Origin of the sequence: Cohnella luojiensis (assembly GCF_004564235.1) — a bacterium.
Lineage (GTDB): Bacteria > Bacillota > Bacilli > Paenibacillales > Paenibacillaceae > Cohnella > Cohnella luojiensis.
On record NZ_SOMN01000010.1, the window covers coordinates 113583 to 128095 of the forward strand.

Below are 14513 nucleotides of genomic sequence, written 5' to 3' on the forward strand. Positions count from 1 at the left end.
TATCTCCGTTAAACATAGCCGACATAAATTCGTCCATTTTACTTATCGTATTTGTTCGGTTAACTGTATGCCCCTTGAAACGTTCGAATGGCTATATCCGAGCTGTATTTATTGATATTTTGTTGAAGGTTTTCGGATAGCGTATCGGCTTGCAGAAGTTTATTCACCTTACCATCCCATCTTCCCAACAAATGTGTAATATCGCTCGTCAATTGAATTGATTATTTTGGGCAAAAGACAATAAGCTTAATCAACAGCTAAGCTGTAGATTAAGCTTATTTCATAATTACATAGCAGTCGTATGTGGGAATTCAGACCGACCATTCTTCCAATGACAATATCGGCTCCGCCTTCAGATCGAGCGAGGAATACTGCCCTCTGCGCCACTTCAAATCCGCCGCGGCGGCGATCATCGCGGCATTGTCGGTGCACAGCTTGTTCGGCGGGATGAGCAAAGGCACGCCCGCCTCCTCGCACAACGAACTTAGCCTTTCCCTTAACCCCCGGTTAGCCGCGACTCCGCCGCACAACAACATCTGCTTGGCGCCGAACTCCTTGGCCGCTCTAATCGCCTTGCCGGTTACCACGTCAATTACCGATTGCTGGAACCCGCGGGCAAGCGCGGAAAAGTCCGGAGATTCCCCCTTCATCCGGGAACGGTTAATCTCCGACAAAACGGCGGATTTCAAGCCGCTAAAGCTGAAATCATAGGAGTCCTGCTCCAGCCATGAGCGAGGGAGTACGATTTCCTCCGCAGCCTCCTGAGCGAGACGGTCAACGCAAGGTCCTCCCGGATAAGGAAATTGCAGCGCTCTTGCTACCTTGTCATAGGCTTCGCCAACCGCATCGTCTCGCGTCCGTCCGATGATGCGGAATTTCCCCTCTTCTTCAAGAAGCACGATCTCCGTATGTCCGCCGGACACCACCAGAGCGATGGAAGGATAAACGATATCGCCGATAAGGTGGTTGGCATATATATGTCCCGCGATGTGATGAGTTCCGATCAACGGGACGTCAAGGGCCAGCGCCAAGCTTTTGGCAGCGATGACTCCCACGAGCAAAGCCCCGATTAGTCCAGGTCCTTGCGTCACCGCCACCGCGTCAATATCCTCCAACTCCACCTTTGCCTCCCGAAGAGCTTCCTCTAGGATTAACGTAATGCTCTCCACGTGCTTGCGCGACGCGATCTCCGGAACGACGCCGCCGAACTGCTTATGCGTCTCGATCTGGCTCGAGATGATGTTGGACAGTACTTCCCGTCCGTTCCGGACGACGGCAACCGATGTTTCATCGCAACTTGTTTCTATAGCCAAAAGCAGATAGTCGCCTTCCGAGGAAGCCGATACTGCTTGGAATGTTTCGCTCATGCCTCTTCCCCCTCCGTCGCTCCCGCGTATTCCGAATCCTCGAAGTCGTCATTCGGCACAAGATCAGCCCACATGATGAGCGCATCCTCTAGATTATCCGAATAATAGGCTGGCCGAACCCCGGACGGGGAAAATCCCATTTTACGATATAAGGACTGCGCTCTTTCGTTAGATACCCGTACCTCCAAGGTCATTCTTCGCGCCCCGAGATAAGAGGCGGTCTTCATCATTTCCTTGAGAAGCTTTTTTCCGTAACCCATTCCTTGATATTTTTCCCTAATCGCGATATTCGTAACATGCGCTTCGTCGATAATAAGCCACATCCCGCCATAACCCAAAATGGTATCCTCGCGTTCCATGACCATGTATTTGGCGAATAAGTTATGGGTCAGTTCGTTGCGAAAAGCTTCGGCAGACCAAGGCGCCGTGAAGGCTTCGCGTTCGATATCCACGATCGTGTCGATATCGTTCAAATTCATCAAGCGATAATTCATTCCCGTCACTCTCCCCGCGACGCCGCCAGCAACTTCGCTTCCGCTTCCGCCAATTGCGTGTAATTCGGGACGAAGCCGTGAACGTCATCCCGTTCTCCTTGCCTGAATCTATGCTCCGCAAGCTGTCCGACAGCAGTTGCGTTCATGTCGCATGCAAGCACTCGCAATCGCGTCCCCGACTGCTCGGCTTGTTCTATCGCGGCTTGGTGGGGAGCGGTTTCGCCCACGAACCAGATGGCGGCCACCTGCGAATCCGTCGAAGCCTCTCCCTCGATGCGACTGGCCCAATCCGCGATCAAGCGAATGCCGTCGCCATCTACAGTCTCCCATTTGCCCGCCGCGTCGGCCGAATAACGGGCGGTGTATACTTGACCTCTCCGCGCATCCATGAGGGGCACGATCCAGGTATCCCGATCCGGCACCATATTCTCGTTCGCCTCGCGCAAAGAATTCCATGCGCCAAGAGCCAGCGCTTTCAGGCTGGATACGCCAATGAGGGGCTTGTTCCAAGCCCATGCCAATGTTTTGGCTGCGGTTACCGCGATGCGAACCCCCGTATAAGATCCCGGGCCTTGACCTACGGCCACGGCATCCAGATCCTTGCCTTTTAAGCCGTTCCGGCTAAGAAGCTCCTTGATCTCCGATAGAACCCTGACCGAATGATTGCGTTCGGTAAAGGAAATAATGGAATCAACCCTGATCCCGTCCCTTACGATGGCAGCCGTAAACGCAGCCGTCGAGGTGTCGATGGCCAACACCGTCACGGAGCTGTCTTCGCTCCTGTTATCGATTGATTTCATGCGGTCGGTTCCTCCTCCTCGACTTGCCGCAGCTCTAGCAGGCGACACCATCGTTCGTATTCCTGCCCTACCGGCAAGCAGCTGATCCGACGAGATTCGGGTCCGGTCGTCTCTATCCGGATATGCAATCTTTCCGGCGGCAGAATAGAGGCAATAATAGATGCCCATTCAACCAAAGTGACCCCTTCGCCGTGGAAATATTCGTCCAATCCAAGCTCGTCGGCTTCTTCCAATGACAAGCGGTACACGTCCATATGGTAAAAAGGAAAGCGAGATCCCTCATATTCTTTAATAATCGTATAGGTAGGACTGTTCACGATTCCCCGAACTCCGATCGCAGCCGCGAATGCCTGCGCGAATCTCGTTTTCCCCGCTCCCAGGTCCCCATCCAGCGCCAGCACCGTTCCAGGCTGCGCCAGCTTAGCCAATGCTTCCGCAAAGGCTGCCGTATCCCCCTCCGTAGGGATTTCCAGAACGAACCTCATCGGATAATCTGCTTCATTCCATTGCATGCTTGGCATTATCCCTTCGGAAAATGATTGTAACCCTGCTTAAGCACCGGCTTGTACGCACCGGATGCTGTTTCCATGACGACCTCGGGCTCCCCGGCTTCGACTTCTCCGATGACGAACAAAGGGATTCCTTCCGCGCGAAAACGTACCCTCATCTCTTGCTCGGATCGCTTGTCCGCCGTACCGAGAAGAACGTAATCCTCCCCGCCATACAGCATGAAATCCAGCGGTTGTATCCCGTTATCATGGGCATAGGAAGCAAGTTCGCCCGATAGGGGCAGGAGCGTTTCCTTCAGTAGAAGCTTAACTCCCGAGGCTTCGGCGATTTCCCATGCTTCGCTGGCAACTCCGTCGCTGACGTCGTTAAGCGAAGCTCCCCATCCGTGCTCAAGAAGGATCCTCCCGGCTCTGACGGAAGGAGAAGGACGTTGATGCGCTTGAGTAAGCCTAAGCGATAGGGATTCGGCTTTGTTCATTAAGCCGTGGAGCCCTCCGGCGGATAAACCGGTAGGACCGGTCAGAAAGACGAATTGTCCGGGCTTGGCCCCGCTGCGCCGGATGGCTTGTCCTGCTTCGACCGTACCTATTACCGTTACCGCCACGACTAGCTGATTCGGTGCCGACGTGGTGTCGCCACCGATAATGGCGACGCCATATCGTTCCGCGCATTCGTATAATCCATCGTACAATCGCTTCATCCGATCGGCATCCCATGACGGGGGAACGCTCACCGAAACCAAGGCGAATTTCGGAATGCCGCCCATTGCGGCAATGTCGCTCACGTTGGCGGAGAGCGCCTTGTAGCCGACATCCGACTCGCCCATGGTCTCGTTCAGAAAATGAACTTTCTCTACCATCGTATCCATGGCGAGAAGCCATTCCTGTGCCGCCGAACCTCCTGCGACGATAGCGGCATCGTCGCCGATGCCGAGAGTGACTCCTGCCTGAGCAAGGAATTCCCTGGGCTGACGGCCTTCCGTCCAGGAGCGAATAAGCCCGAATTCGTCCAATGGCCGCACGGCGTATCCCCTTTTCGTCATTTTGTTCCTTCATTATATCGGGGTGCGCCCGAACATGCAAAGACCCGTCCGGCTTATGCCGAACGGGAAAACTCTTGAATCCGCTATAACCGGCCGAAGCTCCGCAGCGTGCGCAATGCTTTAAGCGTCAGAATACCTTGCCACTCCACCCTCGCCTTTTCCCATGTCTCCTCAAATCGGCCCCAAGCCCAATTCGGAGACCACGCGCCATCTTCTCCTTGGCTTTCGATCAGGGAATCCAGATCGCCGGGGATCACCTCCGAATACCAGGGATAATACCGTGAAACGGGAGAATCCACGATTAATAAAGGATAGCCGCCATAGCCTTGGCGATCTGCCGGGTTCTTAATGACGCAATTATTAACGAACTCGTCGAGCTTGCCGCCGATCGCCTTTCGTGAATCCTCGGGGAGGGTTTCAGCCCAGCGCAAGTAGCAAGCCATCTCGTGCATTTCATTCAAATCGCTAACTTCCCGCAATTGCTCGGTTACATAAGAATTAAGCGTGGCTGCTAATTCCGTGCATTCGACTGAAGGGATTTGGTTGAAATAACCGACGATCTCCGCGTTCGGATTTCCCCAATGATCGAGGAATGCTCCATATTCCCACCAAATCGCCCTTGGGAATTGCTCTGCTTCTTGAGGAATGATGTCCCAACCGTGACGGCTCTCGTCATAAGTACTCAGGAAGTAGCGCATGGCTCCTTCAATCATTTCTTCATTCCGTTCCGTGATTTTCAACAAAGTTTGCATCGCCGTCGTCGTAGCCAAGGCAGAAGAGGCAGCGCACCGAATGTCGGGCTCCAACGCGTTCCCGAAGCCCCCGTCTTCGTTTCTGAATGTCGCCAATTCCTTGTATACCTCTTCCGCATCCCCCTGTTCGAACTCGTGCAGGAACAATGCCGCCTCCAGTTTCCTGCCTCTTGTTAACAGAAACCGCCTAGCATTCTCATAAGCGTCTTTACTTAATAAAAGGGTCATGAGTTTCTCCTCTCGCGACAGCGATTTTCCGTATTTTCCTAAGCGATGGCAATGTGCAAATCAATCTCGTTATCGGGGCTATCCGGTATAAACCTTTCGTCCATAATCTCGAAATCGTATCCAACGGGATGTGTTCCGAGTTGACCTACGTACGTGCCGTATAAAAAATCGTAGGTGCGGCCCAACTCGCTCTCCAACCCTTTGTGCGTGCATTTGACGTAACGGTTCGCGGGAACGACGTGATGGATCATATCCGTCGGAGCGATGGAGGAACCGATCACTTTATAGCCAATAATCTGCGTGAACCTATCCACGTTCGGATTGAAGTTCTCTTTCATCGGATAAATTTGAACGAGATAGATGGCATCTCCGACGCGCCCCATGACTTCATCTGCGCGCGATTTCAAGCTTGCCGCAGCCTTGCTCCCGAGCTCTTCTTCAACGATCTCCTTCAAATTCGCCGTAAAAGTCACGCCCACAACCCCGAACTCCTCCAATTGCACAACCGATGGCTCCATCGCTATTCCTCCTGATTTGACCGATATGCGAATATATATTCGCCTTTTTACTGGAAATACCTTCTTAACGAGAAAGAAAAGTGCCCATTATTGCACGGTATAATAGGATGAGAATTTTGTAATATGTTCGGCAAAAGCCTGTTGTAACAGCGAAAATCAACTCAACTTTTCATAATTGTTAGATTTTATGAAATGAATTCACTAGGAATCCCTGATAGACTTTGAGATATTCCAAGCCTAAGGCCAACAAAGGGAGGACACATTAATGAACAAGTTCAACAACAAAGGTCTTAAAAAGACTCTCATATTAGGTACGCTAGCCCTCGCGATCTCCATTCCTACGGGAGTTGGCGCGGCATCGGCGGCAAGCAATAACGCGCCAGTTAACGGCAGCACGGTAACGATTACGCAGTTGACTAGCCGTCTAGGAATTGATCTGAACGCTTTGCTTCAGCAAATCATGCAAGGCAAATATCCGGTCGTATCCAATCCGTCCACAGGCACTGGCAACACAGGTAACGGCGGCCAAGTTACGCAACCGAGCAAGCCAGTTCAACCTTCCAAACCGCCCGTTCAACCTTCTAAACCGGTGCAACCTTCGAAACCATCTCAACCGAGCACCGGCACCGGAAATACAGGTAACGCCGGTACAGGAACAGGTACGGGTACTGAAGCTCCCGCATCTTCGTTCGCTAACCAAGTCGTTACGCTTGTGAACCAAGAACGCGCGAAAGCCGGTTTAAGCGCATTAAAATCATCGAATGCCACGTTAACGAAAATGGCTTTGGATAAAGCGAAAGACATGTACAACAACGGGTATTTCGACCATAACTCGCCGACATACGGTTCGCCGTTCGACATGATGAAGAAATACGGAATCAGCTACCGTTATGCGGGCGAGAACATCGCCAAAGGACAACGTACGCCGCAAGAAGTAATGACTGCATGGATGAACAGCTCCGGCCATCGCGCCAACATCCTTAGCGCCAACTTCACGACCATTGGCGTTGCATACTACAACGGCGTGTGGGTACAAGAATTCATCGCGTAAGATAAAGTTCAAGGTAGGGGCGGCTAAGCCGCCTCTTTTCTTTGCTTAGACCGCTCTCAGCGGCTTAGAGCTCCCAGCTACCCGGATTTCCGGCGTTTAGACCGCTCTCAGCGGCTTAGAGCTCCCAGCTACCCGGATTTCCGCCATTTAGACCGCTCTCAGCGGCTTAGAGCTCCAACTACCCGGATTTCCGGCGTTTAGACCGCTCGCAGCGGCTTAGAGCTCCCAATTACCCGGATTTCCGCCATTTAGACCGCTCTCAGCGGCTTAGAGCAATTGTGATTACATTATAACGAACGTTCCAGTTAAAAAGGCATCGGGAAACGCGCTTTCGCGCGTCTCTCGATGCCTTTATTTTTACCTAACTCTTCAGCACGTCATGGTCCACGTAACGCTCGCCATTGATTTCGCTAATGACGTTAATGGCTACCTTAGCGCCGTCGCCAGCGGTGATGATGGTGTGCATGCTAACTCCCGCAGCCGTGCCGGCTGCCCAAATGTTATCCAAGCTCGTCTTGCCTTCAGGAGTACATTCCACGATCGTTTTGATCCGCGGCTCCGTCCCGGGCTTCGTACGAACGCCGCTTGCTTCCGCAACTTCCACGAACAGACCCGTCGCAAGAATGACGTGTCCCGCCTCGTAGGTTTCCCCGTCGGTTTCGATCGTTATGAATCCGTCTCCCGCCGTTAAACGCGTTGCCTTTGCCGTCACGAATTCCGCTCCGAACTTCGCCGCTTGTCCCTTGCCGATGGCCACGAGGTCCGGACCGGTAATTTCATTTACCCCGTAGTGGTTTTTAACCCATGCTCGTTTTGTTACGCTTTGGTCGCTATCGATTACAAGGGTCGATTTGCCTGCCTTAGCGGTGAAGAGGGCTGCGCTCGCTCCTGCAGGACCTCCGCCGATGATGGCGACATCATACATGACGATCACTCCTTCGCGGGAATATAGGGAAACTTACCCTATTGTACCATGCGTTCAACCTACTTTCATTAAGTAAGCACGCATCGCGTGATCGTCAGCGACTCCTAATGCTCCTTCAACCGTTCCACTTTGACCGTTTGGACGTCGGTTGGACTCTTCCCGACCTGGACGGTTGCCACTCCGTTCGAGACATCCACTTTCTCGATCCATACCGATTGTCCATCATCCAACCGAACCGCGATATGGTCGGATGATTCGTAAATTTCCTTGGCTCTTTGCGCGTTCATGGTGTGTCCGCCTCCATAGTATCAGTCGTCGTCTCCGAGATCAATCCGTTTTGAATGGTCACCTGACCTCCGCCCAAGCCTTCATTGATCATGCGGTCAATATCCATGTCGTAGACTTCTTTGCCTTCATGGATCGAATCCTGGATGGGTTGCAAGTTGTCGTCTGAATCCATAGCTGCGAGCTCCCTTCTTGCATTGGCTTATCGTCCTTTCCAATATTCCCTGAGCGGTTGATTTACATGCGGAGTGGGAATCTTAAGCGATAGTAAAAAGCAAAGGAGCTTACGTCCATGCATACGGTCTGGAAAGGCGCCATCAGCTTCGGATTGGTACATGTTCCCGTCAAGATGTTCACCGCCACGGAAGACAAAGACGTCCACTTGCGAATGATTCACAAGGAATGCGGAACTCCGATCTCCAACGTCCGCACCTGCCCGCACTGCGAAAAAGAGGTTCAATGGGAAGAAATATCAAGGGGGTATGAACATGAAAAAGGGCGTTTCGTTCTCTTCGAGCCGGAAGAGATTGATGCAATTAAGCCGGAAAATACGCGCACGATTCAAATCCTGGACTTCGTAGACCTGACGGAAATCGATCCGCTTTATTATCAGAAGGCCTATTACCTTTCACCGGATCAAGCCGGCTCTGGAGCTTACAATTTATTGCTCGAAGCCATGCGGCAATCCGGCAAGATCGGCATCGCCAAGATTGCGATCCGCAGCAAGAGCAGCCTGGCCGCAATTCGCGCCGTGGACAATTGCATCTGCATGGAAACGATGCATTATCCCGATGAAATCCGCTCCCTGCAGTTAGTGCCGAATCTGCCGGAGCAGACGACCGTAAATGATAAGGAGTTGACGATGGCAAAGATGCTGATCGAGCAGCTCTCAACCCCGTTCGATCCGACCAAATACACGGATGATTATCGAATCGCCTTGCAGGAAGCCATTCAACGCAAAATCTCCGGCGAAGGCACGGATATCGTCACGGCTCCCGCGGCCGAAAGGACGAACGTCATCGATCTTATGGCCGCTCTGCAAGCGAGCCTGGAAGCGGTCAAGCCCGCGGCGCCGGCAGCTGCGGATGCCGGCGGAGACAGAGGCAAAGCCAAAACTCGCAGCACCCGGGGACGAAAGAAGGAAGAGGCCGTACCTTGAACGATTGTATATCTGTTTTGGCAGTCTTGACGTTATCCCCTATGGATAACGTCATTTTTGTCGAGAAAATGTTATCTAACCAAATAGGGAATAATGCTATTTAAGATTTTTATTTAGAAAGGCGGCAGTATCAAGTGGAACTTACACCAGTTGTCCCGTTCGAGCCGATAAGAACAGAAAGAATGCCTAAGGTTGGTAATTGGGTCGCACAGGTCAAATGGGATGGCGTGAGAATGCTCTCTTATTTTAACGGAACAAAAGTACAATTAATAAACCGACGGCTTAACAATCGTTCATTGCAATATCCTGAGTTTTTATCGGCTCAAGAATATTGTTCTGCTAAGTCCTTCATTTTAGACGGTGAGTTTATTGCATTCGATGAAAAAAAACCATCCTTTCACGAGATCATGAGAAGGGATAGCCTTCGCAAAAAGCAAAGCGTAGAGGCTTCAGTATCGAGCATTCCCGTTACCTACATGATTTTCGATGTGCTATTTTTTAATGGAAATTGGGTTGTATCTAAATCGTTAAGCGAAAGGCAAAAGGTTTTAAACGACATCATCAAGCCATCGAATAAGGCTCAGTTAGTCGAAAACTTTGAAGATGCAGATAGGTTGTTCCAACTTATGAAATCTCACAGCATGGAGGGAATTGTTATAAAGAATTTAGAAAGCAGCTATCTTATCAACGGAAAAGATGCTCGATGGCAAAAAAGAAAATTATTTTACGATCTCTTTGCCGTAATAGGCGGTATAACCTACAGAGATGGAATTATTAATTCACTTTTGTTGGGGATTTACTCAAATCATTCGCTCATTTATATCGGTCATTCAGGAACAGGTAAATTGACTCATGCTGACTGGATTAAGCTGACTCGTGATATGGAACCTTTAATTATTTCATCCTGTCCTTTCGAAAATAAACCCAGTCGTTTCAAGGATACAGTATGGGTAAAACCGAGGGTAGTAGTTAAGGTTCAATTTATGGAATGGACTGCTTCGAAAACGATGAGGCATTCAAGCATTCAAAGTATAAATGAAAACTTGCCGGTTAGTGAATGTAACTTCGAGCAAAATCAGTTATAACTTTGACATAGAAAAGTTGGAGCCAAGGAATATGGTGAAAATTACTACAGAAAAGTGGTTACCCAGTAAAAACAACTTGGTTCGTCTATTGACAGTTTCGTTCAAATGATCGGACAAATAAAATTCCAGAGAGAACAGTAAGCATTATACGAATTTGTGGTTCCACTAATATCTCAATAAAATATGAACCTACTCCAAACCACAGTGTATAGTAATGTATTGGAATAAAACATAAGATTATTAAAATGATAGTAGGAATAATAAGATAGTTAATTCTTATATTTTTCAAAATAATGAGAAATGATCTCCATTCAATTAAGATTCCAAAGATGAACCCCAAAAAACTCAATTTAATGGACTCCATCCAGTAATTACTTTCCATAAATCTATTATTAGTTATCGACTCTTTAAATAATATTAGAAGAAAAATCATCCCTAATACGATAGATATCTTATACAAATATTTTTTCACTTTACACCTCCCTCTAAGTTTTATTCGTATTCGTAACTTACCGGGAAAAAGAACGTACTGGGATGTCAAAACTCAACTATCATGAATCCATTAAGCGTAAGCGTCAAATAATCCACACCTTGTTGTCGGTGGTTAAGAACTTATATACTTAAGCGCGCGCCGGTTGCGCCCACGGTTCAAACGCCTGGGCGTTTTTGACCTTTTGAATGAACTGTTTAATTATTGTTAAAACTAATTTTATGACCTAATAAGGAGAGAAGCAAGATGAGAAAAATTCTCCTCAGCCACATTTTTCTGTTAATGATCGCCTTAGTCCCGTTACATCAGTCTTCTCTAGCTAAGCCTTCGTCAAATTCACCCTCAGTACTTAAGCAATTAGAGAAAGAAAGTCACGGTACTTTGGAAGTTACCTGGAGCAAGGAAACAAACACGCCGTCTATGCTTAAGGGCAGGTTGACGGCCCCTTCAAGACATTCACCCGAGTGGATCGCCTATGAATTTGTTAATAAAAAGAGAAAGCTGTTCGGCCTCCAAAACCCGCGTCGTGACTTGAAGGTAGTGGAGGTTGATCGTCTTCATGAAAAGACCGTAGTACGCTTTCAGCGTTTGCTATTTCGAACACCGGTATGGGAAGATTGCATCCTGGTTGAAATAAACAATCATGACGGGGTAATCGAGCGCATTGAGGCCACCGTTCATCCCAACTTAGAGAAACGTCTATTTAACCGACCTATGCACCCCGCTATTTCAAGCAAAAAGGCTATAGATACGGCAATGTCGTCAATTAAAGGGGAATTCGTTAAGGAGTCGTCGGTGGAAAGCTATTACTTAGCCACGCGTCCAGGAACGCCTTTAATATACGTCGTAAAGCTTCAACATCTCTCCCCGGCAAAAATGACGACCGTTATGATCCACTCCGTCACCGGACGGATAATAGAGCAAAAGAACCCTTAGCGAAGGAGCCTTGCAGGCTTAGTTCGCTAAGGGTCTTTTCTTGTCAAAGCAATACTAATTCCATTCGACCTTCTCCAAGAGTCGGTGTTTTAGAAGTTCCAGTACAAAATCAACATAGTAATCTTGACGCGCGATAACTCGGTAGTGATGATTTTCATATTCGTAGAATAAAACATCGGTAAGCACGCTGTTTTCCTCGAACTTCTTCTGGATCTCTTTCATTCCAGCCCATTTATTCTCTGCTAAAATCCGGATGTCGAACTCTACATCCGTCTCATTAGGAGTTTCGATTATTTGAATAACGGCTTCATTGAATTGATACGTAAGTCGCATTTCCCTTCGCCTCCTCCAAGGTTAAATTAAGTACCTAAGAAACACATAAACGCTCGCTAGCACAATAGACAGAAGCATAAGCGGGAACCCGTATTTCATGAACTGCACAAACTTGATCGGGTGGCCTTCTTTACTCGACATTCCTGCGACGATAAGGTTTGCGCTCGCGCCGATAAGGGTTCCGTTCCCCCCTAGACAAGCACCCAAAGCGAGACTCCACCATAACGGTTCCAGATTGCTCACGCCCATATTGCCCATTTCTTGGATCAGAGGAATCATCGTAGCAACAAACGGGATGTTATCCAGGAACGCAGAAGCGATTGCGCTTAACCACAAGATCAACATGGAAGTAGCCACAATATCTCCATTGGTTAATTCAATGGCTTGTGCAGCTAATTCGGCGATTACGCCCGTTTCAATAAGACCCGAGACAAGCACGAATAATCCAACGAAGAAGAATATCGTTGCCCATTCTACCTTGGTAAACGCCTCCTCCATCATATGCTCGCCGGTAAGAAGAAGGAGAACGAATGCGCCGGCCAAAGCAACGGTAGCCGACTCCAAGTGCAGCGATTGATGCAGGAAAAAACCGATTATGGTCAGTCCCAATACCGTCAAACATTTGCGCAGCAGCTTGTGATCTGCAATGAGCTGCTTTTCATCCATATCCATAATGCTTTGCGTATATTCGGGTTTGGTTTGAATCTGTTTGCGAAAAAGCAGAACGAAAAGGGGAATGAAAATGACCAAAATGATGGCTGCAATAGGAGCCAAGTTGTTGATGAACGCCATAAACGTCAGTTCTTTGACCGCGCTGCCGATCATAATGTTCGGAGGATCCCCGATCAGCGTGGCCGTGCCTCCGACATTGGATGCGATAATCTGAGTAATCAGGAATGGTAACGGAGGAACTCGTAGTTGCCGCGTGATACTGAACGTGACCGGTACCATAAGAAGAACCGTAGTGACATTGTCCAAGAATGCTGAACCGATAGCGGTTATAAGCGATAAAGCGATCAGAATGCGTACCGGATTTCCTTTGGATTTCTTGGCGGCCCAAATCGCGATAAATTTGAATAATCCCGTGTCAGCCGTTATGCTTACGATAATCATCATCCCGATTAGAAGGCCAAGCGTATTGAAATCGATATGATGCAATGCCGTTTCTTGATTCACGATACCCAATGCGACCATTAGCAGTCCGCCGATCATGGCTACGATGGTGCGATGAATTTTCTCCGAAATGATAAGCGCGTAAATGACAAGAAAAATACCGATTGCCCAGATGGCTTGTTGTTCCACAGATGATTCCTCCATTATAAACTACATTTAAAAGCATCATTTTTCCATTCACATATACGGTCCCCGCTACTATTCACAAACATACATCAAGCAATTCAGATCATCGAAAAACAAAAAAAAGAGCCCTTGGTGACAGGCTCCTCCGGTTGCGAAACGATATGTATGGTTAGGTAAAGGATACAACGGTCGGTTGAACAAAGTCAAGTTATTAAACGTCAGTTATTAAACGTCAGTTATTAAACGTCAAATCGATATTACATCGAAGGACCCATCATCCATGGTGGAGTCCTTATTCGTTTTTAAGGCTATACTAATCCCATATTCTCATGGAAAAAAGGGGATTGAAATGGCAAAGCAAAAAACGATCGTACGGCTAGGTGAATTCGAAATGGCGATTTCCCATCCGGAGAAGCTGATCTGGCCGGAAGCAGGAATCACGAAGCTAGATTACGTACAAATCCTGAACGAGCTAGCGCCCTTTCTTCTCCCCTATACCTCCGACCGCTACCTGACAACGATCCGCTATCCCGAGGGTATCCACGGCACTTCCTTTTACCAGAAAAATGCCCCTGAACCGACGCCGGACTTCGTTCGCGTATCCCCGGATGGCAGCATCCGTTACGTCGTCATGGACTCCGTGCCAACGTTGCTATGGATGGGAAGCTTGTACAGCCTGGAATTCCATGTCTCGTCCGATGAGATTTCGAACCCGCTCCCGAACACTTGGATGCTGGACATAGATCCGACCTTGGAGGAGGAGCCCCGGTTAATGGAGGCTACGGACTTGGTCGGGCAGCTGCTGGAATCGCTGGGACTGAATGCGGTACCTAAGACGTCCGGAGCGACAGGCGTACAGGTCGTCATGCCGATTGAACGCGGCCCCGACTTCGATGACTTAAGGCGGTTCGGCAAATTCATATCCGAGTACCTTGTTGCCAAGAGCCCGCAGCTATTCACCGTCGAACGTTTGAAGAAGGACCGCGGGGATCTCATCTATCTGGACTATCTGCAGCATTATGCAGGCAAGACGCTTCCCGCGCCTTACTCCCCGCGAGCTCGATCCGGTGCCACCGTGTCCACTCCCCTCTCTTGGGAGGAGGTTAGAAGGGACGTAAAGCCGACGGACTTCCATCTGCTCAATATTCGGGAACGGCTTCGCGGACAGGGCGATTTGCTTGCCTCCGCGGCCAGGCAATCGCTCCTCCCTATCCTTAACCATATACAAGGCAAATGATG

The 14513-nt window shown here is 49.2% G+C and carries 17 protein-coding genes; 5 read left to right on the top strand and 12 right to left on the bottom strand.

Annotated elements, in window-relative coordinates; translation table 11 throughout:
- Positions 1-311: 311 nt before the first annotated feature.
- The 7 genes from tsaD to E2980_RS10215 form a co-directional block, all read right to left on the bottom strand.
- Positions 312-1367 (bottom strand): tRNA (adenosine(37)-N6)-threonylcarbamoyltransferase complex transferase subunit TsaD, encoded by a 1056-nt coding sequence (gene tsaD / locus E2980_RS10185; protein WP_135152072.1) that lies wholly within the window; start codon positions 1365-1367, stop codon positions 312-314.
- Positions 1364-1861, bottom strand: a complete 498-nt coding sequence (gene rimI, locus E2980_RS10190; protein ID WP_135152073.1) for a ribosomal protein S18-alanine N-acetyltransferase — start codon at positions 1859-1861, stop codon at positions 1364-1366. The genes tsaD and rimI overlap by 4 nt, the downstream gene beginning before the upstream one ends.
- Before the next feature lie 5 nt (positions 1862-1866).
- A complete protein-coding gene (tsaB, locus tag E2980_RS10195; protein ID WP_135152074.1) occupies positions 1867-2661 on the bottom strand; it encodes a tRNA (adenosine(37)-N6)-threonylcarbamoyltransferase complex dimerization subunit type 1 TsaB in 795 nt (264 codons plus the stop codon).
- Positions 2658-3173 (bottom strand): tRNA (adenosine(37)-N6)-threonylcarbamoyltransferase complex ATPase subunit type 1 TsaE, encoded by a 516-nt coding sequence (gene tsaE, locus E2980_RS10200; RefSeq protein ID WP_420808640.1) that lies wholly within the window; start codon positions 3171-3173, stop codon positions 2658-2660. The genes tsaB and tsaE overlap by 4 nt, the downstream gene beginning before the upstream one ends.
- Positions 3174-3181: 8 nt before the next feature.
- Complete coding sequence (thiL, locus tag E2980_RS10205) at positions 3182-4213, bottom strand: thiamine-phosphate kinase (protein ID WP_135152075.1); 1032 nt, start codon at positions 4211-4213, stop codon at positions 3182-3184.
- Positions 4214-4296: 83 nt separating this feature from the next.
- Positions 4297-5193 (bottom strand): hypothetical protein, encoded by an 897-nt coding sequence (locus tag E2980_RS10210; protein WP_135152076.1) that lies wholly within the window; start codon positions 5191-5193, stop codon positions 4297-4299.
- A 38-nt stretch (positions 5194-5231) separates the two neighbouring features.
- Positions 5232-5711 carry a GyrI-like domain-containing protein gene (locus E2980_RS10215; protein ID WP_135152077.1) on the bottom strand — a complete coding sequence of 160 codons (480 nt, stop codon included), beginning with the start codon at positions 5709-5711 and terminating at the stop codon, positions 5232-5234.
- Positions 5712-5976: 265 nt separating this feature from the next.
- Between E2980_RS10215 and E2980_RS10220 the strand changes: the two genes are divergently transcribed.
- Positions 5977-6762, top strand: coding sequence for a CAP domain-containing protein (locus tag E2980_RS10220; protein ID WP_135152078.1), 786 nt, complete (start codon positions 5977-5979; stop codon positions 6760-6762).
- A 361-nt stretch (positions 6763-7123) separates the two neighbouring features.
- Here the strand turns inward: E2980_RS10220 and E2980_RS10225 are convergent, their stop codons facing one another.
- The 3 genes from E2980_RS10225 to E2980_RS24185 form a co-directional block, all read right to left on the bottom strand.
- On the bottom strand, positions 7124-7687 hold the full coding sequence (locus E2980_RS10225; protein ID WP_135152079.1) for an FAD-dependent oxidoreductase: 564 nt from the start codon (positions 7685-7687) through the stop codon (positions 7124-7126).
- A 104-nt stretch (positions 7688-7791) separates the two neighbouring features.
- Positions 7792-7974 carry an H-type small acid-soluble spore protein gene (locus E2980_RS10230; RefSeq protein ID WP_135152080.1) on the bottom strand — a complete coding sequence of 61 codons (183 nt, stop codon included), beginning with the start codon at positions 7972-7974 and terminating at the stop codon, positions 7792-7794.
- On the bottom strand, positions 7971-8147 hold the full coding sequence (locus E2980_RS24185; protein ID WP_167747062.1) for a hypothetical protein: 177 nt from the start codon (positions 8145-8147) through the stop codon (positions 7971-7973). The genes E2980_RS10230 and E2980_RS24185 overlap by 4 nt, the downstream gene beginning before the upstream one ends.
- 117 nt (positions 8148-8264) lie before the next feature.
- Here E2980_RS24185 and ku point away from each other — a divergent pair, with 117 nt between their 5' ends.
- The 3 genes from ku to E2980_RS10245 all read left to right on the top strand — a co-directional run bounded on the left by ku (position 8265) and on the right by E2980_RS10245 (position 11642).
- Entirely contained in the window at positions 8265-9131 is an 867-nt protein-coding gene (gene ku, locus E2980_RS10235; protein ID WP_135152081.1) for a non-homologous end joining protein Ku, read from the top strand.
- 134 nt (positions 9132-9265) lie between these two features.
- The gene (locus tag E2980_RS10240) at positions 9266-10216 is read left to right on the top strand and encodes an ATP-dependent DNA ligase (protein WP_135152082.1); all 951 of its coding nucleotides are present in this window, start codon (positions 9266-9268) and stop codon (positions 10214-10216) included.
- Positions 10217-10952: 736 nt separating this feature from the next.
- On the top strand, positions 10953-11642 hold the full coding sequence (locus tag E2980_RS10245) for a hypothetical protein (protein ID WP_135152083.1): 690 nt from the start codon (positions 10953-10955) through the stop codon (positions 11640-11642).
- A 54-nt stretch (positions 11643-11696) separates the two neighbouring features.
- On the opposite strand, the gene E2980_RS10250 is transcribed toward E2980_RS10245, so the two are convergent.
- Both E2980_RS10250 and E2980_RS10255 read right to left on the bottom strand, forming a co-directional pair.
- The gene (locus tag E2980_RS10250; protein ID WP_135152084.1) at positions 11697-11975 is read right to left on the bottom strand and encodes a hypothetical protein; all 279 of its coding nucleotides are present in this window, start codon (positions 11973-11975) and stop codon (positions 11697-11699) included.
- A gap of 21 nt (positions 11976-11996) precedes the next feature.
- Positions 11997-13277 carry an ArsB/NhaD family transporter gene (locus E2980_RS10255; protein ID WP_135152085.1) on the bottom strand — a complete coding sequence of 427 codons (1281 nt, stop codon included), beginning with the start codon at positions 13275-13277 and terminating at the stop codon, positions 11997-11999.
- A 346-nt stretch (positions 13278-13623) separates the two neighbouring features.
- Here E2980_RS10255 and ligD point away from each other — a divergent pair, with 346 nt between their 5' ends.
- Complete coding sequence (ligD, locus tag E2980_RS10260; protein WP_135152086.1) at positions 13624-14511, top strand: non-homologous end-joining DNA ligase; 888 nt, start codon at positions 13624-13626, stop codon at positions 14509-14511.
- The last annotated feature ends 2 nt before the right edge of the window (positions 14512-14513 follow it).